Origin of the sequence: Bartonella sp. AP88XZML (genome assembly GCF_042195565.1) — a bacterium.
GTDB lineage: Bacteria > Pseudomonadota > Alphaproteobacteria > Rhizobiales > Rhizobiaceae > Bartonella.
In genome coordinates this window covers 88809-106217 of sequence record NZ_JBHIOQ010000104.1, presented here as the reverse complement: position 1 = coordinate 106217, position 17409 = coordinate 88809, and the positions used below count along the sequence as shown (strand labels likewise).

Sequence of the window (17409 nt, the reverse complement as noted above, 5' to 3'; positions counted from 1 at the left end):
CAAAGGAAAAGGAATAATGATGTATGATTTCTTTATGACTTGGCTGTTGCCATTACTCATTATAATCGGAAAAACACTTCTTCTTTTGGTCGTTCTTTTGGTCTTAGTTGCTTATCTTCTTTATGCAGATAGAAAAATTTGGGCAGCGGTACAATTGCGTCGTGGACCAAACGTTGTTGGACCATGGGGTTTGTTACAGTCTTTTGCAGATTTAATTAAATTTGTTGTTAAGGAGCCTATTATCCCTGCAGGTGCAAATAAGGGTGTTTTTCTTTTAGCTCCTTTTGTTTCAGCGACACTTGCTTTATCAACTTGGGCTGTTATTCCTGTCAATGAGGGTTGGGAGGTTGCAAAGATTAATGTTGGCTTGCTTTATATTTTAGCCATTTCATCTCTTGAAGTTTATGGTGTTATTATGGGGGGATGGGCATCAAATTCAAAATATCCTTTCTTAGGAGCTCTTCGTTCGGCGGCACAAATGGTTTCTTATGAAGTTTCCATTGGTTTTGTGCTTGTGACTGTCATTTTAATAAGTGGTTCGTTGGATCTCACAACAATTGTTCATAAACAAAGTTCTGGAATTGGTACAACTCTTGGTCTTCCTTTTAACAGCTTTCTCGATTGGAATTGGTTGGTCCTTTTTCCAATGTTTATTATATTTTTTATTTCTGCGCTCGCAGAGACAAACCGTCCTCCATTCGATTTGGTGGAAGCAGAATCTGAACTTGTTGCTGGTCATATGGTTGAATATTCTTCAACGCCTTACATGCTCTTTTTTCTTGGTGAATATGTTGCGATTGTTTTAATGTGCGCATTAACAACTATTCTATTTTTAGGCGGTTGGCTGCCTCCTTTAGATGTTTGGTGGCTTAATTGGGTTCCTGGTATCATTTGGTTTGTTTTAAAAGTCTGTTTTGTATTTTTTTGGTTTGCTATGGTCAAAGCATTTGTTCCACGTTATCGCTATGATCAGCTTATGCGGCTTGGTTGGAAGGTTTTTCTTCCTCTCTCACTAGCAATGGTTGTGATAACTGCTGCTTTTTTAAAGTTTACGGATTTCGTTTAAGAGGAGATGTTACGATGTCAGGTTTTATTCAGGCGGCAAAGTCACTTCTTCTATTGGAATTTGTGAGTGCTTTTTTCTTAGCTATGCGTCAATTTTTTTCACCAAAACCCACGATTAATTATCCTTATGAAAAAGGTTTTGTATCTCAGCGTTTTCGCGGTGAGCATGCATTGCGTCGCTATCCAAATGGTGAAGAACGGTGTATTGCTTGTAAATTATGTGAAGCGATTTGTCCTGCTCAAGCGATTACAATTGAAGCTGGGCCACGGCGCAATGATGGTACACGTAGAACTATCCGTTATGATATAGACATGGTTAAATGTATTTACTGTGGTTTTTGTCAAGAAGCCTGTCCGGTTGAGGCTATTGTCGAAGGTCCAAATTTTGAGTTTGCGACGGAAACACGTGAAGAACTTTATTATGATAAAGAAAAACTTTTATTGAATGGAGATCGATGGGAGCGAGAAATTGCTCGAAATATATTGATGGATGCGCCTTATCGTTAAGTGTATCGTTAAATGAGGTGTCGGATATTTTTCCGATAAATTGTAATCTGGTATGAAGTTTATACCAATTGTTTGAATAATTAAGGAGAAGCCTATGCTAACAGATCTAGCGGCGGCATTTTTCTATTTGTTTGCTTTTATTATGCTAACAAGTGCAGTTATTGTTATTACAGCACGCAATCCAGTGCATTCTGTTTTGTTTTTAATCCTCGCATTTTTTAATGCAGCAGCTTTGTTTTTACTTGCAGGAGCAGAGTTTTTAGGGCTTATTCTGCTTGTTGTGTATGTTGGAGCTGTCGCTGTTTTATTTTTATTTGTCGTTATGATGCTTGACGTTGATTTTGCTGAGTTAAAGAGTGGAACTCTTCGGTATGCTCCTATTGGAGCTCTTATTGGTGTTATTATCGCTGTAGAATTGATTGTTGTTTTTATGAGTAGCTATTTTTCTCCAGTCTTGAGAACGCATGTTACGCAACCAATGCCAGATTTAGCGCAGCGAACAAATACACAAGCATTAGGTGATATTCTCTATACGGATTATGTTTTCTATTTTCAAATTGCTGGAATGATTTTATTGGTTGCAATGATTGGAGCTATTGTTTTAACACTTCGTCATAAATTAGGAGTAAAGCGGCAATCTATTGCGGAGCAAGTTTCTAGAACGGTAGAAAGTGCCATTGAAATCAAACAAGTTGAATCAGGCAAAGGTATGTAAGGGGGGCTATGCAGATGTATATTGATATTACACATTATCTCACTGTTTCTGCTTTAATGTTTACAATTGGTATTGCTGGAATTTTTCTCAACAGAAAAAATGTGATTATTATCTTGATGTCCATTGAGCTTATATTGCTTTCAGTTAATCTCAATTTTGTTGCATTTTCAGCATTTCTTCATGATCTCGTTGGTCAGGTATTCGCTTTATTTGTCTTAACCGTAGCAGCTGCTGAAGCTGCCATTGGTTTAGCAATTCTGGTCGTTTTTTTCCGTAATCGTGGTTCCATTGCGGTTGAAGATGTTAATGTAATGAAAGGCTAACCAGTGATGTATTATACGATTGTCTTTCTTCCGCTTTTGGGTTTTTTAATTGCTGCACTAGGTGGAAAAACGATAGGAGATCGTGCGAGTGAATTGATAACATGTAGCTTTATGGTTGTTGTTGCCATATTATCGTGGATAGTATTTTTCAGTACTGCACTTGGTCATATTCCAGCGATTGATGTATTGGTATTACATTGGATGACTGTTGGTGACTTAAGCTTTAATTGGGCTTTACATGTTGATGCATTAACAGCTGTCATGCTTATTGTTGTGAATAGTGTTTCGGCATTAGTGCATATTTATTCAATTGGTTATATGCACCATGACCCTTCAAGGTCTCGTTTTTTTTCTTATCTTTCTTTGTTTACATTTATGATGCTTATGTTGGTCACATCCAATAATTTGATTCAGATGTTTTTTGGATGGGAAGGTGTCGGACTTGCTTCTTATTTACTCATTGGTTTTTGGTTTCAGCGCGATTCTGCTAATAAGGCCGCAATGAAAGCTTTTGTAGTTAACCGTGTTGGAGACTTTGGTTTTCTCTTAGGAATCTTTAGTATTTTTGTTTTGTTCCAATCGGTTGATTTTGCCTCTATTTTTGCAAAAGCTGCCGACAAGAGCTTTATACAAAATATGACATTTTTAGATTGGCAATTTGATGGGCAGACGGCAATTACCATTACATGTCTTTTATTATTTATTGGTGCGATGGGAAAATCCGCACAATTTCTTTTACATACTTGGCTGCCTGATGCAATGGAAGGGCCAACTCCTGTATCAGCGCTTATTCATGCCGCTACAATGGTAACGGCTGGTGTTTTTATGATTGCGCGTATGTCGCCAATTTTTGAACTTTCTTCAACTGCTTTGACCGTGATTATTATTGTTGGTGCAACAACAGCGTTTTTTGCAGCAACTGTGGGGTTGGTGCAGAATGATATTAAGCGTGTTATTGCTTATTCTACATGCTCTCAACTTGGTTATATGTTTGTGGCATTAGGTGTTGGAGCTTATGGCGCTGCTGTCTTTCATCTTTTTACGCATGCTTTTTTTAAAGCCTTATTGTTTCTTGGTGCAGGTTCTGTGATTCATGCTGTGTCTGATGAACAAGATATGCGAAAAATGGGTGGGTTACGCAAACATATAAAGATCACCTATTGGATGATGATGGTCGGGACCATTGCCTTGACCGGAGTTGGAATTCCAGGAACACTTTTCGGGACTGCAGGTTTTTTCTCAAAAGATGCGATTATAGAGTCTGCTTTTGCATCTCATAATATTGCTTCAGGATATGCTTTTTATCTTCTTGTTTTTGCTGCCTTTTTAACAAGTTTCTATTCATGGCGACTTATCTTTATGACATTCCATGGTAAACCACGGGCAACAGTTGATGTGATGCATCATGTTCATGAATCGCCTCCAGTTATGTTGATTCCACTCTTTCTTTTATCTATTGGAGCAATATTTTCTGGTGTCGTTTTCCAACCTTACTTTTTTGGTGACTTGTATAATGCTTTTTGGAAGGGAGCATTGTTTACAAGCAGCCATAATCATATTCTTCATGATGCTCACCATGTTTTTAATTGGGTAAAATGGTCGCCTTTTATAGCAATGATTCTTGGGTTTATGTTGGCTTATTTATTTTATATTGTGGCTCCCTCTCTTCCCAAGAAAATGGCGCGTATTATGCCAGGAGTGTATCACTTTCTTTACCAAAAGTGGTATTTCGATCAATTATATAACTTTTTATTTGTTCGTCCTACCTTTAGAATTGGTTCTTTTTTTTGGAAAGTGGGAGACGGTAAGATTATTGATGGTCTAGGTCCCAATGGTATTGCAGCGCGTGTTGTTGATATTACAAATAGAGTTGTTCGAATGCAAACAGGCTATCTTTACCACTATGCATTTGCAATGCTTATCGGCGTTGCATTGCTCATTACATGGATGATGATCGGGGGCGTAAACTAATGACCGATTGGCCTATTCTTTCTACGGTTACATTTTTGCCGCTTGTTGGTGTTCTTCTGATTTTGTTTATCAAAGATGATAGTGAAGTAGCACGCCATAATATACGTAATGTCGCATTTTTTACGACTCTATTTGTTTTTATTATTTCTTTAATTATTTGGATAGGATTTGATTCTAGCAACCAAAATTTTCAAATGGTTGAAAAATCCAGTTGGTTAGGGGGTGGTATTAGCTATCATATGGGGGTCGATGGTATTTCTATTCTTTTTGTTGTTCTCTCGGCTTTTCTTTTGCCTTTCTGTATTTTAGCAAGTTGGGAGAATGTTAAAGAGAGATTAAAAGCCTATATGATTGCGTTTCTTCTTCTAGAAGTTGCGATTATTGGTGTTTTTTGTGCTCTTGATGCAATGCTATTCTATGTTTTTTTTGAAGGCAGCCTCATTCCAATGTTTATCATTATAGGTGTATGGGGAGGAGCACGTCGTGTTTATGCAAGTATAAAGTTTTTCTTATATACTTTACTTGGTTCAGTGCTTATGCTGGTTGCTCTTATGGTTATGTATTGGGAGGCTGGGACACTTGATATACCAACTTTACTCAATTATCAGTTTCCTGCTCATATGCAAATATGGTTATGGCTTGCATTTTTTGCTTCTTTCGCAGTTAAAATGCCAATGTGGCCAGTTCATACATGGCTCCCTGATGCTCACGTAGAAGCACCGACAGCGGGTTCTGTTATTTTAGCTGGTGTCTTACTTAAATTAGGTGGGTATGGTTTTCTTCGTTTTTCTTTGCCTATGTTTCCTATCGCTTCAGCAGATTTTGCGCCTTTTGTTTTCACATTATCGCTTATCGCTATTATTTATACATCACTGGTTGCACTTGTTCAAAGTGACATCAAAAAACTTATTGCTTATTCTTCAATAGCGCATATGGGGTATGTGACAATGGGTATTTTTGCTGCGAATGAACAGGGGATACAAGGGGCTATTTATCAGATGTTATCCCATGGAATTGTTTCAGCAGCATTGTTTCTTTGTGTTGGGGTTATCTATGATCGCTTGCATACACGTGAAATTTCAGCGTTTGGTGGTTTAGTGAATAATATGCCTAAATATGCTGTTGTTTTCTTAATTTTCACTATGGCAAATGTTGGTTTGCCTGGAAGCTCAGGATTTTTGGGTGAATTTTTAACCTTAATAGGTGTTTTTCAAGTAAATAAATTGGTTGTTGTTTTAGCAACAACAGGTGTTATCTTATCGGCAGCCTATGCCCTTTATCTTTATCGGCGTGTGGTTTTTGGTTCCTTGGATAAAGAGAATTTAAAAGTATTAATAGATCTTTCTTTAAGAGAAAAATTCCTTCTTTATCCAATGGTTATTCTTACAATATTCTTTGGTATCTATCCAACGCCTATTCTTAAGGCAACGGCGTTTTCCGTAGAAACCCTCATCAATAAACTGCACTAGATAAGGGAAGAATGCACATGCAAACTGAAATAATAGCGCAATTAGTCTTAATTCTTCCAGAGCTTTTAATTGCATTAGGAGCTGTCGTGCTGCTTATGATTGGTGTTTATTCCAATACACGTGCTTCTTTAACAGTGACAGGTTTAGCCATAGCACTTCTTGTGGCAACCATTATTATTCTTATAATTTTTCCTAAAAATGGTTCATTTCAAACCAATGCGCTCGTTATCGATTCCTTTAGTCGTTATATGAAAATTTTAATGCTTATTGGTGCACTCTTTTCTCTTATCATGTCTGTTGGTTTTGCCAATGCACAAAAGTTTAATATATTTGAGTTTCCAGTACTTGTTCTTTTAGCAACCCTTGGAATGATGTTTATGATTTCAGCGGGTAATATGCTGTCGCTTTATATGGGGTTAGAGCTGCAATCTTTAGCTTTATATGTTTTAGCAGCGATTAATCGTAATAATGTAAAATCTTCTGAAGCCGGTATAAAATACTTTGTTTTAGGAGCATTATCTTCAGGGTTGCTTCTTTATGGTATTTCTTTGCTTTATGGTTTTACCGGTCAAATTGGTTTTCACGAAATTGCTCTTGCTTTAAAAGATAAAAATGTACAATTGGGGGTTATTTTTGGAATTGTCTTTATTTTAGCTGGTTTGGCTTTCAAAATTTCTGCTGTTCCGTTTCATATGTGGACACCTGATGTTTATGAAGGAGCGCCCACACCGATTACAGCATTTTTTGCTGGTGCCCCTAAAGTTGCTGCAATGGCTTTAATCATCCGTATTATTGTGGTGACCTTTATTCCCCTAGGGCGTGTTGATAACGTGATGCCTGCATGGCAACAAATTTTGGTGTTCATGGCGATTGCATCAATGATACTGGGTGCTTTTGCTGCAATCGGTCAGAATAATATTAAGCGCTTAATGGCTTATTCGTCGATCAGTCATATGGGTTATGCACTTGTTGGTTTATCTGCTGGAGATATGCTTGGGATAAAAAGCGTTATCCTTTATATGACTATTTATCTTGGAATGACGATTGGTTCATTTGCCTTTATTCTTGGAATGCGCTCTCAGAATGGAAATGTTGAAAATATTTATGATCTTTCAGGGTTAGCAAAGACGAATCCGTTTATGGCTGTTGTGATGACAATACAGCTTTTTTCTTTAGCAAGCATACCTCCTATGGCTGGTTTTTTTGGAAAGTGGTATACATTTTCTGCTGCTGTCCACGCTGGACTTACGCCACTTGCTGTCGTTGGGATGATAGCGTCTGTCGTTGGGGCTTTTTACTATTTGAGAGTCATTAAAATTATGTGGTTTGATGATGCAAAAGCGCATTTTGTTGCTTTATCGAAAGAGCTTCAATTTTGTCTTGGTCTTTCTGTATTCTTTATTTTATTTTACGCGCTTTTTGGAGTTTGGTTCGCTGAACTAGCAGAAAAAGCAGCAACAGTATTGTTTTAATGAATATGGTTTATACTTTATCAGATTTTGCACAAAAACAGGGATACACTATTGAAGCGTACGATAGTGTTGATTCAACAAATCTCATTGCGCAACGAAAAGCGCAAACTGGTCATCAAGGTAATCTTTGGATTGTTGCACAAGAACAAACACAGGGAAGAGCAAGAAGAGGGAGGACTTGGTCTAGTCCAAAAGGGAACCTTTATTCTAGTCTTTTATTAATTGATGATATTGTTCATCAAACTGCGGCTCAACTTGGTTTTGTTGCTGGAGTAAGTGTGGCAGAGGCAATAAAACAATTAATAAAAGAGGAAAAACAGACAAACAATATTGTGAGCTTAAAATGGCCAAACGATATTTTGCTCAGAGGAGAAAAAAGCTCTGGAGTTTTGCTTGAGATTTTAAAATTGTCATCACAACAATATGCCTTGGTTATTGGTATTGGAATAAATGTGAAATATAATTATGAAGATGCACCCTATTCCACTTCAAGCTTAAAGAATATCGGTTTGCGTATTGATGCAGAACAATTATTTACGGTTTTGACGGAGTGTTTTTCTAAAAATTACCTTCTTTGGAAACAACCAAAAGGATGTGAAATAATCCGAAAAAAATGGCTTTTATATTCCGCTCATCTTGGGAAACATGTCAAAGTGGTGAATGATGAAAAAGTCATTGAGGGTGTTTTTGATGGTCTTGATAGTGATTTTAACTGCATCATAAAGCAAAAAAATGGTCAGACAGCCATTATAACAGCTGGAGATGTTCATTTTGGTTCGGCTGCTTCTATTAATGCAGGTCGTTATTAAAAAATTATTTTATCATCAGATACCTTAATGATTTGGGAGATGTTTATGGTTGCAGCCAATAGATGTGAATTTGTTTTTTTACCTCTGGGAGGTGTAGGTGAAATAGGGATGAATTTAGCTGCTTACGGATTTGGTCCCCAAAATCTTCGTGAATGGCTGCTGGTTGATATGGGGATTAGTTTTGCTGGTTCTGAATTACCAGGTGTCGATCTTGTTTTGCCTGATATTCGTTTTCTAGAAAGTGAAAAACATAATATACGGGGTCTTGTTTTAACACATGCACATGAAGATCATTATGGGGCCGTTCTTGATTTATGTCCAAAGTTACAAGTGCCGATTTACTGTACGCCTTTTACGGCAGGATTATTGGAAACTAAAAAACAATTAGATTTTGAATCTCAAAAAATTTTACTCAATATTTTTCAAGCTGGTGATTGTTTTCAGGTAGGTTCCTTTGCTATAGAGGCTATAGCCGTTAACCATTCAATACCAGAATCTGTATCTTTAGCAATTACAACCTCTTTGGGGACTGTGATTCATACTGGTGATTGGAAAATTGATCATACCCCTTCACTCGGGGCTGTAACCGATGAAAAAAGATTTCGTGCTTTAGGCAAAAAAGGTGTTTTAGCATTACTTTGTGATTCCACAAATGCATGTCGGGATGGTATTTCTCCTTCAGAACAGCAAGTTCAAGCCAGTCTTTCAGAGATTATTTCTAAAGCTGAAGGGCGTGTTGCGATAGCGACTTTTTCTTCTAATATTGGTCGGATACGTTCTATTGCTCTTGCAGCTGAAGCTGCTGGACGTAAGGTGCTTGTCATTGGGCGTTCCCTTAAGCGAAGTATTATGGTTGCACAAGAGCTTGGTTATATGAATGGTTTAGCACCATTTGTAACGGAAGATGATTATGGCTACATCTCGCGAAAAGATCTTGTTTTAATTGTCACAGGGAGCCAAGGTGAGCCATGTGCTGCTTTAGCTAAACTGTCACGTGATGGAATGAAAAGTATTGCACTTTCCGCTGGTGATACCGTTATTTATTCATCACGAAGTATTCCAGGAAACGAAAAAGCGATTATTGAGGTACAAAATTGTTTCATTGATTTGGGTATTAAAATTATTACGAATGAAGATGCACTTGTTCATGTTTCAGGTCATCCCCGTCGTTCAGAACTTTTACAGATGTATGATTGGATAAAGCCACAAATACTTGTCCCTGTACATGGGGAAGCAATGCATCTTAAGGCTCAGGCAACTTTAGCACGTCAAGCGGGTATTAAAACTGTTATGGATATCAGAAATGGCCATATGTTACGTCTTGCACCAGAGTCTGTGAAGGTTGTTGATCAAGTTCCTGTTGGCCGCATCTATAAGGATGGTTGCCTAATTGGAGATGAAGATGAATTAGGGATTCGTGAACGCCGCAAACTAAGTTATGCTGGTCATGTTACTATTTCTCTCCATATAAATAGTAAGCATGAATTATTAGGGGATATAGGTCTAACAACATTCGGGTTACCTGAAAGTAATGGAAAGGGGGAAAGTTTAAAAGATATTCTTTTAGATATCGTAGAAAATACAGTTTATAATATCCCACGCATGAAACAGAAAAATAATGAACTTATTCGAGAGGCAACACGACGTGCAGTAAGAGCGGCTGTTCATGAAATTTGGCAAAAAAAACCTATCTGTACAGTTTTTTTACATCGGTCAAAATAAAAAACTTTCCTATTACGTTATTTAAAAAGAGAAGAGCATTTTTATTTTATTGCTAAATAAGAAAAATAGAGAATAAAGCACAATAAATTTTTAAATGATAAGATCGTTATATTTGCAAGTATTCAGAATGCGGCTATAGATGAATAGAGGGTGTGATAAATTGTTCCGATATGATAGGTCTGATTAGGAGTTAATTATTTCAATGCGTCTTTCTCAATATTTCCTTCCACTTTTAAAAGAGAATCCTAAAGAAGCAGAAATTGTTTCTCATCGCTTCATGTTGCGCGCTGGAATGATTCGACAACAAACATCAGGGATTTATTCTTGGCTTCCTTTGGGAAAAAAAGTGCTTGATAAAGTTTGTAAAATTATTCGTGAAGAGCAAGAACGTGCGGGTGCAATAGAAATATTGATGCCTACAATTCAGTCTGCTGATCTTTGGCGTGAAAGCGGTCGTTATGATGATTATGGTTTGGAAATGCTCCGCATTAAAGATCGTCAAAAGCGTGATTTACTTTATGGTCCAACCAATGAAGAGATGGTAACAGATATTTTTCGCTCTTATGTTCGTTCTTATAAAGATCTTCCGCTTAATTTATATCATATTCAATGGAAATTTCGTGATGAAATTCGTCCACGTTTTGGTGTGATGCGAGCACGAGAATTTTTAATGAAAGATGCTTATTCTTTTGATCTTGATTATGAAGGCTCTGAAACATCTTATAATCGTATGTTTGTTGCTTATTTACGCACTTTTTCTCGCCTTGGCTTAAAAGCAATTCCTATGCGTGCAGATACAGGTCCAATAGGGGGGGAACTCAGTCATGAATTTATCATTTTGGCTGAAACAGGAGAGAGTGCTATCTTTTGTGATAAACAATTTCTTGAACTTACCGTTCCTGATAGTTCAATCGATTTTAGTGATAAAGCTGTTTTAGATGATATTGTTAAGCAATGGACATCTTTTTATGCAGCAACGGAAGAAATGCATAATGAAGAGGAGTGGGCTAAAGTTTCTGATCATAATCGTCTTTCAGCGCGTGGTATTGAAGTAGGGCATATTTTCCACTTTGGTACTAAATATTCCGCTCCAATGGGAGCAAAAGTTATGGGAAAAGATGGAAAAGAGCATGTGGTCTCTATGGGATCTTATGGTATTGGTCCTTCGCGTTTTGTTGCGGCCGCTATTGAGGCTTCTCATGATGAAAATGGTATTATTTGGCCAAAGTCGATGGCACCGTTTGATTTTGGGATTATCAATATGAAGCCCGATGATGAAAAATGCACACAGGCATGTGAGTTTCTCTATCAGGGATTAAAGAAGGTTGGTTTTGATCCGTTATTAGATGATAGAAATGAACGTCCTGGATCAAAATTTGCAACAATGGATTTGATTGGTTTGCCAACGCAAATCATTGTTGGTCCTAACAGCATTGCACAAAATGAAGTTGAAATTAAAGATCGAAAAACAGGAATAAAAAAATCTCTAAAGGTTGAAGATGTGCTCAGCCAACTTTCTATAATTTAATAGGAAATATTATGAAGAGGCTGAAAAACAAATGCTTTTCATCTTATGAGTGGATGATCGCTTTTCGTTATATGATTCCCAATAAAAAACATGTCGTTGCATCTGTTATTTCAATTATTTCTCTTATTGGGATTATGTTGGGCGTATTTGCTCTGGTTGTTGTTATGGCGGTGATGAATGGCTTTCGTACAGAACTTCTCAATCGTATTCTTGGTATGAATGGGCATCTTATTATTCAAACAGTTGATTCTGGTTTTTCTGATTATAAGACTCTTATTTCTTCTTTAGAAACTACAAATGGTGTGAAGTTTGCTTTACCTGTTATTGAAGGTCAAGCGCTTGTTCAAGGTGAAGTTCAAGGTGGCTCTGGCGCGTTAGTTCGTGGTATGCGCAAACAAGATCTAGAAAAGCTTAAAACAGTCTCTCAAAACATTAAATTAGGATCGATTTCTCGGTTTGATCAAGAAGAAGGTGTTGCAATTGGAAGTGGCTTAGCAGAAAAATTAGGACTGACAGTTGGAAGAGATATTCGTATTATTACTCCAGATGGTGATGAGACTCCTTTTGGCGTTACCCCACGTGTGAAAGCTTATAAAGTCGTTGCTATTTTTGAAGTTGGTATGTCTGAATATGATTCAATATTTATCTTTATGCCTCTCCATGAAGCACAAATGTTTTTTAATTTGGGAGATAAGGTTCAGTCTTTAGAATTATTTCTAAATGATCCTGATGCTGTTGATCAAATAAAACCTGTTGTAGAAAAAGCAGTTGATCAACAGGTCTATTTAATTGATTGGCGTACACGCAATCAGGCTTTTTTTTCAGCCTTACAGATTGAACGAAATGTTATGTTTTTCATTCTTTCTCTGATCGTTCTTGTTGCTGCTTTAAATATTATTTCAGGGCTGATTATGCTTGTAAAAGATAAAAGTCATGATATTGCAATTTTACGCACGATGGGGGCTCAACAGAGTGCGATTTTGCGTATATTTATCATTACAGGAATGATGATTGGTTTTATTGGAACTATATTGGGTTTAGTTTTAGGTGTTATCGCGACTGCGAATATTAATCATATCCAAGATTTTATATCTTGGTTATTTAATGTCGACGTTTTTAATCCTCAACTTTATTTTTTAACAAAATTGCCTGCACAAATTGAGTGGAAACAGACCGTCTTGGTTGCTATGATGGCTTTATTCTTGTCGTTTCTTGCTGCTCTCATTCCGGCATGGCGTGCTGCTAAGCTAGATCCCGTACAAGCTTTGAGGTATGAATAATGACAGCTATTTTAGAGCTTGTAGAGATTGAAAGACACTTTTTCGAGAGTCATAAGCCTCTCATTGTTTTAGATAAAGCCAATTTTATTCTTAATCGTGGAGAGCTTGTCGCACTTGTTGCACCATCTGGTGCTGGAAAATCAACACTTCTTCATATTGCTGGATTATTAGAAAAACCAACAGCTGGTGATGTGATGTTACGGGGTGTTTCTTGTGCAAAGCGCTCTGATAGTGAGCGAACAGCTATAAGACGAAATGATATTGGTTTTGTTTATCAATTTCATCATTTACTTCCAGAGTTTACGGCGTTAGAAAATGTCATGATACCGCAAATGATAGCAGGATTAAAAAAATCCATAGCAGAAGATCGTGCGCGCAAATTATTAACGTATCTGCGTATTTCTCATCGTGCGAACCATCGTCCCTCAGAGTTATCGGGAGGAGAACAACAACGTGTTGCTATTGCACGTGCAGTAGCAAATGGTCCTTCGGTTCTTTTGGCTGATGAACCTACAGGAAATCTTGATCCAGTAACTTCAGCTTATGTCTTTCAAGCTTTATCTATCCTTGTTCGTCAGTCTGGTCTTTCTGCTCTTATTGCAACACATAATTACGCTTTGGCTAAGCAAATGCATCGTCGAATTACACTTAAAGAACAAAAGATTATAGAACTTCCTTAAAGCAAGGTACAAATTTTTACGACTAATTGAATAGTTTATATTACTTTATTCAAGGAGATTTTTTATGACAGTTTTTGTCGTTGACAAAAATCAATTAGATGCTCGTCGTCGTCGATTGATTTTTCGTGCATGGCATCGCGGTATTCGTGAAATGGATCTCATTTTTGGACATTATGTCGATGCTCATATCACTGAGATGAATGATAGAACGCTCTCTGAGCTTGAGTATATTATGTCTTTTGATGATCGTGATTTACTCACATGGATTACTGGAGAAATTTTGCCCCCCTCTGAAGTTGATAGTCCACTTTTCCGTGATATTGCCAATTATCGTACTTGCTTAAGTTATTAATCCCGATGCCTATATTTAAAAAAATTGTTATTCCCAAAAATAATTCTGTTCGTATGATTTTAGATGGCGTTACTGATGGATTTGAAGCCTTTGCGCTTGCTAAATTAAGTTCAGAAATTGCACAAGGTAAACCGCTCATCTATGTTGTCCGTGACGGAACAAAAATTGCGTATTTACAACAAGTTTTAAATTTTATTGAACCCAATTTACCCGTACTTCAATTTCCTGCATGGGATTGTTTGCCTTATGATCGCGTATCACCAGGAATTGCTGTTATGGCACGTCGACTATCAACATTGGCACACATAGCAAATTTACGGAAAGATCCACATCCTGCAATTATATTAACTACAGCAAATGCAATTATGCAAAAGTTGCCTCCTCGTGAAATGATAGAAGCTCAGCTTATTCACGCACGTGTTGGCCAGCGTAATAACATGGGAAATCTTATTCAATTTCTAGAAACCAATGGTTTTGAACGTGTTACGGTTGTCCGTGATGTTGGTGAGTTTGCTGTAAGAGGAGGAATACTTGATATCTTTTCTCCGATGGATGTTGAACCTTTACGTCTTGATTTTTTTGGAGATACCCTAGAAAGTATCCGCGTATTTGATCCAGAAAGTCAAAGGACAACAGGCCAAAAAACTGAACTTTTATTACAGGCAATGAGTGAGGTTGTTCTTACACCAGAACGCATCAGCCGTTTTAAAAGCAATTATACCCGTACATTTGGTGTATCACAAAAAAATAACATGCTTTATGAAGCAATTTCTCAAGGTCGGCGTTTTGTTGGTATGGAACATTGGCTTCCATTTTTTTATGAAAACCTTGATAGCTTGTTTGACCATTGTGGCAACTTAGCGATAGTTTTTGAACATCTCATAGAAGAAGTCTTCATTGAGCGCTATCATCTTATTGAAGACTATTATAATGCGCGCAAAGAGCGCGAAAATGATAAAGAAAATTCTACTTCTTATCATCCAATAGACCCTAGTCTTCTCTATTTAACGCCAGAGCGTGTTTTAGAATGTGTGCAACAATCTTCACAGCGTATTGATTTTTCGCCTTTTAATATTCCACAAAGTTTGGAACAAACTGTTATTCACGCACATGTTAAACAGGGATATGATTTTGTAAAAGAGCGTAATGCGCAGGAAAAAAACGTTTTTTCAAGTGTTATTGATCACATCGCATCTTTACGCGCTGCGGGCAAAAAAGTACTTTTAGCGTGTTGGAGTGAAGGATCTCTGAATCGTTTAGTACAAGTTCTCGACGAGCATGGATTGAAAAAAATAGATGTTGCAAAATCTTTGCAAACTGTCAAAGCAACACCTCGAGATCGCATATTAGCAGCTGTTATCATGATAGAACATGGTTTTGTGGCTGAAGATTTGGCTATTATAGCAGAGCAAGATATCCTTGGCGATCGTTTTATAAGATCGCCAAAGCGGCGTAAGAATAATACAAATTTTATTTCTGAAGTTTCTGCTTTAAATTCTGGTGATATTGTTGTGCATATCGACCACGGTATTGGCCAATTTGTTGGTCTTAAAACCATCACAACCACTGGAATTTTACGAGATTGCCTTGAAATTAAATATGCTGGAGGTGATCTCCTCTTTTTACCTGTTGAAAATATTGAGCTTCTCTCACGTTATGGCTCAGAAGGAACAGAGGTAACGTTAGATAAATTAGGAGGTGTTGCTTGGCAAGCACGTAAAGCTCGGCTTAAAAAACATTTATTGGAAATGGCAGGGCAATTAATCCGTATAGCTGCAGAGCGTATGACTCGTGCTGCGCCTGCTTTACTTCCACCAATTGGATCTTTTGATGAGTTCGTTGCTTGCTTTCCCTATGAAGAAACGGAAGATCAAATGAATGCAATTGATGCTGTTTTGGATGATCTAGCCTCAGGCAAGCCGATGGATCGCTTGATATGCGGTGATGTTGGTTTTGGAAAAACTGAAGTAGCCATTCGAAGTGCTTTTGTTGCAGCATTAAATGGATATCAGGTTGCGGTTGTTGTACCAACAACTTTGCTTTCACGTCAACATTACAAAACATTTATTTCGCGTTTTCAAGGATTACCGGTTAAAATTGGACATGCTTCAAGGCTTGTAAAAGCGAAAGAACTTGCACGAGTAAAAAAAGGTGTTTCAGATGGTACAATCGATATTGTCATTGGAACCCATGCATTATTAAGTGGTGCAGTTAATTTTTTACGATTAGGCCTTCTTATCATTGATGAGGAACAACATTTTGGTGTTAAACATAAAGAGCGTTTAAAAGAGCTTAAAAGTGATATTCATGTTCTCACACTTTCAGCAACTCCCATACCACGCACTTTAGGGTTAGCTTTATCGGGTGTACGTGAACTTTCATTGATAACAACACCCCCCATTGATAGAATGGCGGTTCGTACTTTTATTTCACCCTTTGATGCACTTGTTATACGAGAGACCCTGCTTCGAGAATATTATCGTGGTGGACAAAGTTTCTATGTTTGTCCTCGTATTTCTGATCTGGCTTTTGTAGAAGAATATCTCAAAACACATGTGCCAGAACTGAAATTCGTTGTGGCTCATGGACAAATGCCGGCTGGACAACTTGATGATATCATGAATGCATTTTATGATGGACAATATGATGTGCTGCTCTCAACAACCATTATTGAATCGGGGCTTGATATTCCAACAGCCAATACCCTAATTGTGCATCGTGCTGAGATGTTTGGCCTTTCTGCCCTTTATCAGTTACGTGGTAGGGTAGGGCGTTCAAAACAACGTGCTTATGCTCTCTTTACATTTCCTGCTGGTAAAGTCTTAACAGCTGCTGCCGATCGCCGTCTTAAAGTTTTACAATCTCTTGATACCTTAGGGGCCGGGTTTCAATTGGCAAGCCATGACATGGATATCCGCGGTTCAGGCAATTTTTTAGGTGAACAGCAATCGGGGCATATCAAAGAAGTTGGATTTGAACTCTATCAAAAAATGCTTGAAGAAGCTGTTGCTGAATTAAAAGATGGAGAGCTAAATGAAGATAATCAATGGTCTCCTCAAATTTCACTTGGTACAACAGTGATGATACCAGAAAGTTTCGTGCCTGACTTATCATTACGTATGGGACTTTATCGTCGTTTAACAGAACTTGATGATTTAGAACAAATTGATGAATTTGCAGCGGAGTTAATTGATCGCTTTGGTCCTTTACCCCTTGAGGTTCAACACCTTCTTAAAGTCTTTTATATCAAAACATTATGTCGAAAAGCGCATGTAGAGAAATTAGATACAGGACCAAAGGGGATTGTTATACAGTTTCGTAATAACTATTTCGCAAATAGTGTTGCTCTTGTTCAGTGGGTTGGAAAACAAGGTTCGATGGCAAAAATTCGTCCAGATCAAAGTATCGCTCTTATTCGTAATTGGTCCACAGCGGATGAAAGGCTTGTTGGAGCAGCGAATATTATGACACAGCTTGTCGAAATGGCAGAACAACATTCTGTTTAAAAAATATCTT

General features: G+C 37.5%; 14 protein-coding genes. All 14 read left to right on the top strand.

Going from position 1 to position 17409, the window contains the following annotated elements:
* The first annotated feature begins 19 nt into the window (after nt 1-19).
* Nucleotides 20-1066: an NADH-quinone oxidoreductase subunit NuoH gene (gene nuoH / locus ACFIK2_RS09565; RefSeq protein WP_375618184.1), complete on the top strand. Its 1047-nt coding sequence runs from the start codon at nt 20-22 to the stop codon at nt 1064-1066.
* 14 nt (nt 1067-1080) lie between these two features.
* On the top strand, nt 1081-1572 hold the full coding sequence (nuoI, locus tag ACFIK2_RS09560; protein ID WP_375634047.1) for an NADH-quinone oxidoreductase subunit NuoI: 492 nt from the start codon (nt 1081-1083) through the stop codon (nt 1570-1572).
* 94 nt (nt 1573-1666) lie between these two features.
* Nucleotides 1667-2287, top strand: a complete 621-nt coding sequence (locus ACFIK2_RS09555) for an NADH-quinone oxidoreductase subunit J (RefSeq protein WP_375611880.1) — start codon at nt 1667-1669, stop codon at nt 2285-2287.
* Between the two features lie 14 nt (nt 2288-2301).
* On the top strand, nt 2302-2610 hold the full coding sequence (gene nuoK / locus ACFIK2_RS09550; protein WP_273791275.1) for an NADH-quinone oxidoreductase subunit NuoK: 309 nt from the start codon (nt 2302-2304) through the stop codon (nt 2608-2610).
* A gap of 6 nt (nt 2611-2616) precedes the next feature.
* Entirely contained in the window at nt 2617-4581 is a 1965-nt protein-coding gene (gene nuoL / locus ACFIK2_RS09545; RefSeq protein ID WP_375643159.1) for an NADH-quinone oxidoreductase subunit L, read from the top strand.
* Nucleotides 4581-6050, top strand: coding sequence for an NADH-quinone oxidoreductase subunit M (locus tag ACFIK2_RS09540; protein WP_273791287.1), 1470 nt, complete (start codon nt 4581-4583; stop codon nt 6048-6050). Before nuoL ends, ACFIK2_RS09540 begins: the two co-directional genes overlap by 1 nt.
* Before the next feature lie 17 nt (nt 6051-6067).
* Nucleotides 6068-7522 (top strand): NADH-quinone oxidoreductase subunit NuoN, encoded by a 1455-nt coding sequence (gene nuoN, locus ACFIK2_RS09535; protein ID WP_375643139.1) that lies wholly within the window; start codon nt 6068-6070, stop codon nt 7520-7522.
* The gene (locus tag ACFIK2_RS09530; RefSeq protein ID WP_375643135.1) at nt 7522-8331 is read left to right on the top strand and encodes a biotin--[acetyl-CoA-carboxylase] ligase; all 810 of its coding nucleotides are present in this window, start codon (nt 7522-7524) and stop codon (nt 8329-8331) included. Before nuoN ends, ACFIK2_RS09530 begins: the two co-directional genes overlap by 1 nt.
* 45 nt (nt 8332-8376) lie before the next feature.
* Nucleotides 8377-10053 carry a ribonuclease J gene (locus tag ACFIK2_RS09525; RefSeq protein WP_375634675.1) on the top strand — a complete coding sequence of 559 codons (1677 nt, stop codon included), beginning with the start codon at nt 8377-8379 and terminating at the stop codon, nt 10051-10053.
* Between the two features lie 202 nt (nt 10054-10255).
* Complete coding sequence (gene proS, locus ACFIK2_RS09520) at nt 10256-11581, top strand: proline--tRNA ligase (RefSeq protein ID WP_375643131.1); 1326 nt, start codon at nt 10256-10258, stop codon at nt 11579-11581.
* Nucleotides 11582-11592: 11 nt separating this feature from the next.
* Nucleotides 11593-12861, top strand: a complete 1269-nt coding sequence (locus ACFIK2_RS09515) for a lipoprotein-releasing ABC transporter permease subunit (RefSeq protein ID WP_375634060.1) — start codon at nt 11593-11595, stop codon at nt 12859-12861.
* Nucleotides 12861-13541, top strand: a complete 681-nt coding sequence (locus ACFIK2_RS09510; RefSeq protein WP_375621231.1) for an ABC transporter ATP-binding protein — start codon at nt 12861-12863, stop codon at nt 13539-13541. The genes ACFIK2_RS09515 and ACFIK2_RS09510 overlap by 1 nt, the downstream gene beginning before the upstream one ends.
* 64 nt (nt 13542-13605) lie before the next feature.
* Nucleotides 13606-13893, top strand: a complete 288-nt coding sequence (locus tag ACFIK2_RS09505; RefSeq protein ID WP_375634061.1) for a succinate dehydrogenase assembly factor 2 — start codon at nt 13606-13608, stop codon at nt 13891-13893.
* 5 nt (nt 13894-13898) lie between these two features.
* Nucleotides 13899-17399 (top strand): transcription-repair coupling factor, encoded by a 3501-nt coding sequence (gene mfd / locus ACFIK2_RS09500; RefSeq protein ID WP_375634062.1) that lies wholly within the window; start codon nt 13899-13901, stop codon nt 17397-17399.
* Nucleotides 17400-17409: the final 10 nt, after the last annotated feature.

Bases quoted from the DNA above. Each gene is read 5' to 3' on its own strand.
- nuoL (WP_375643159.1), top strand. From the start codon at position 2,617: ATGTATTATACGATTGTCTTTCTTCCGCTTTTGGGTTTTTTAATTGCT.
- ACFIK2_RS09555 (WP_375611880.1), top strand. From the start codon at position 1,667: ATGCTAACAGATCTAGCGGCGGCATTTTTCTATTTGTTTGCTTTTATT.
- nuoH (WP_375618184.1), top strand. From the start codon at position 20: ATGTATGATTTCTTTATGACTTGGCTGTTGCCATTACTCATTATAATC.
- ACFIK2_RS09510 (WP_375621231.1), top strand. From the start codon at position 12,861: ATGACAGCTATTTTAGAGCTTGTAGAGATTGAAAGACACTTTTTCGAG.
- ACFIK2_RS09525 (WP_375634675.1), top strand. From the start codon at position 8,377: ATGGTTGCAGCCAATAGATGTGAATTTGTTTTTTTACCTCTGGGAGGT.
- mfd (WP_375634062.1), top strand. From the start codon at position 13,899: ATGCCTATATTTAAAAAAATTGTTATTCCCAAAAATAATTCTGTTCGT.
- ACFIK2_RS09505 (WP_375634061.1), top strand. From the start codon at position 13,606: ATGACAGTTTTTGTCGTTGACAAAAATCAATTAGATGCTCGTCGTCGT.
- ACFIK2_RS09530 (WP_375643135.1), top strand. From the start codon at position 7,522: ATGAATATGGTTTATACTTTATCAGATTTTGCACAAAAACAGGGATAC.
- nuoI (WP_375634047.1), top strand. From the start codon at position 1,081: ATGTCAGGTTTTATTCAGGCGGCAAAGTCACTTCTTCTATTGGAATTT.
- proS (WP_375643131.1), top strand. From the start codon at position 10,256: ATGCGTCTTTCTCAATATTTCCTTCCACTTTTAAAAGAGAATCCTAAA.
- ACFIK2_RS09515 (WP_375634060.1), top strand. From the start codon at position 11,593: ATGAAGAGGCTGAAAAACAAATGCTTTTCATCTTATGAGTGGATGATC.
- nuoK (WP_273791275.1), top strand. From the start codon at position 2,302: ATGTATATTGATATTACACATTATCTCACTGTTTCTGCTTTAATGTTT.
- ACFIK2_RS09540 (WP_273791287.1), top strand. From the start codon at position 4,581: ATGACCGATTGGCCTATTCTTTCTACGGTTACATTTTTGCCGCTTGTT.
- nuoN (WP_375643139.1), top strand. From the start codon at position 6,068: ATGCAAACTGAAATAATAGCGCAATTAGTCTTAATTCTTCCAGAGCTT.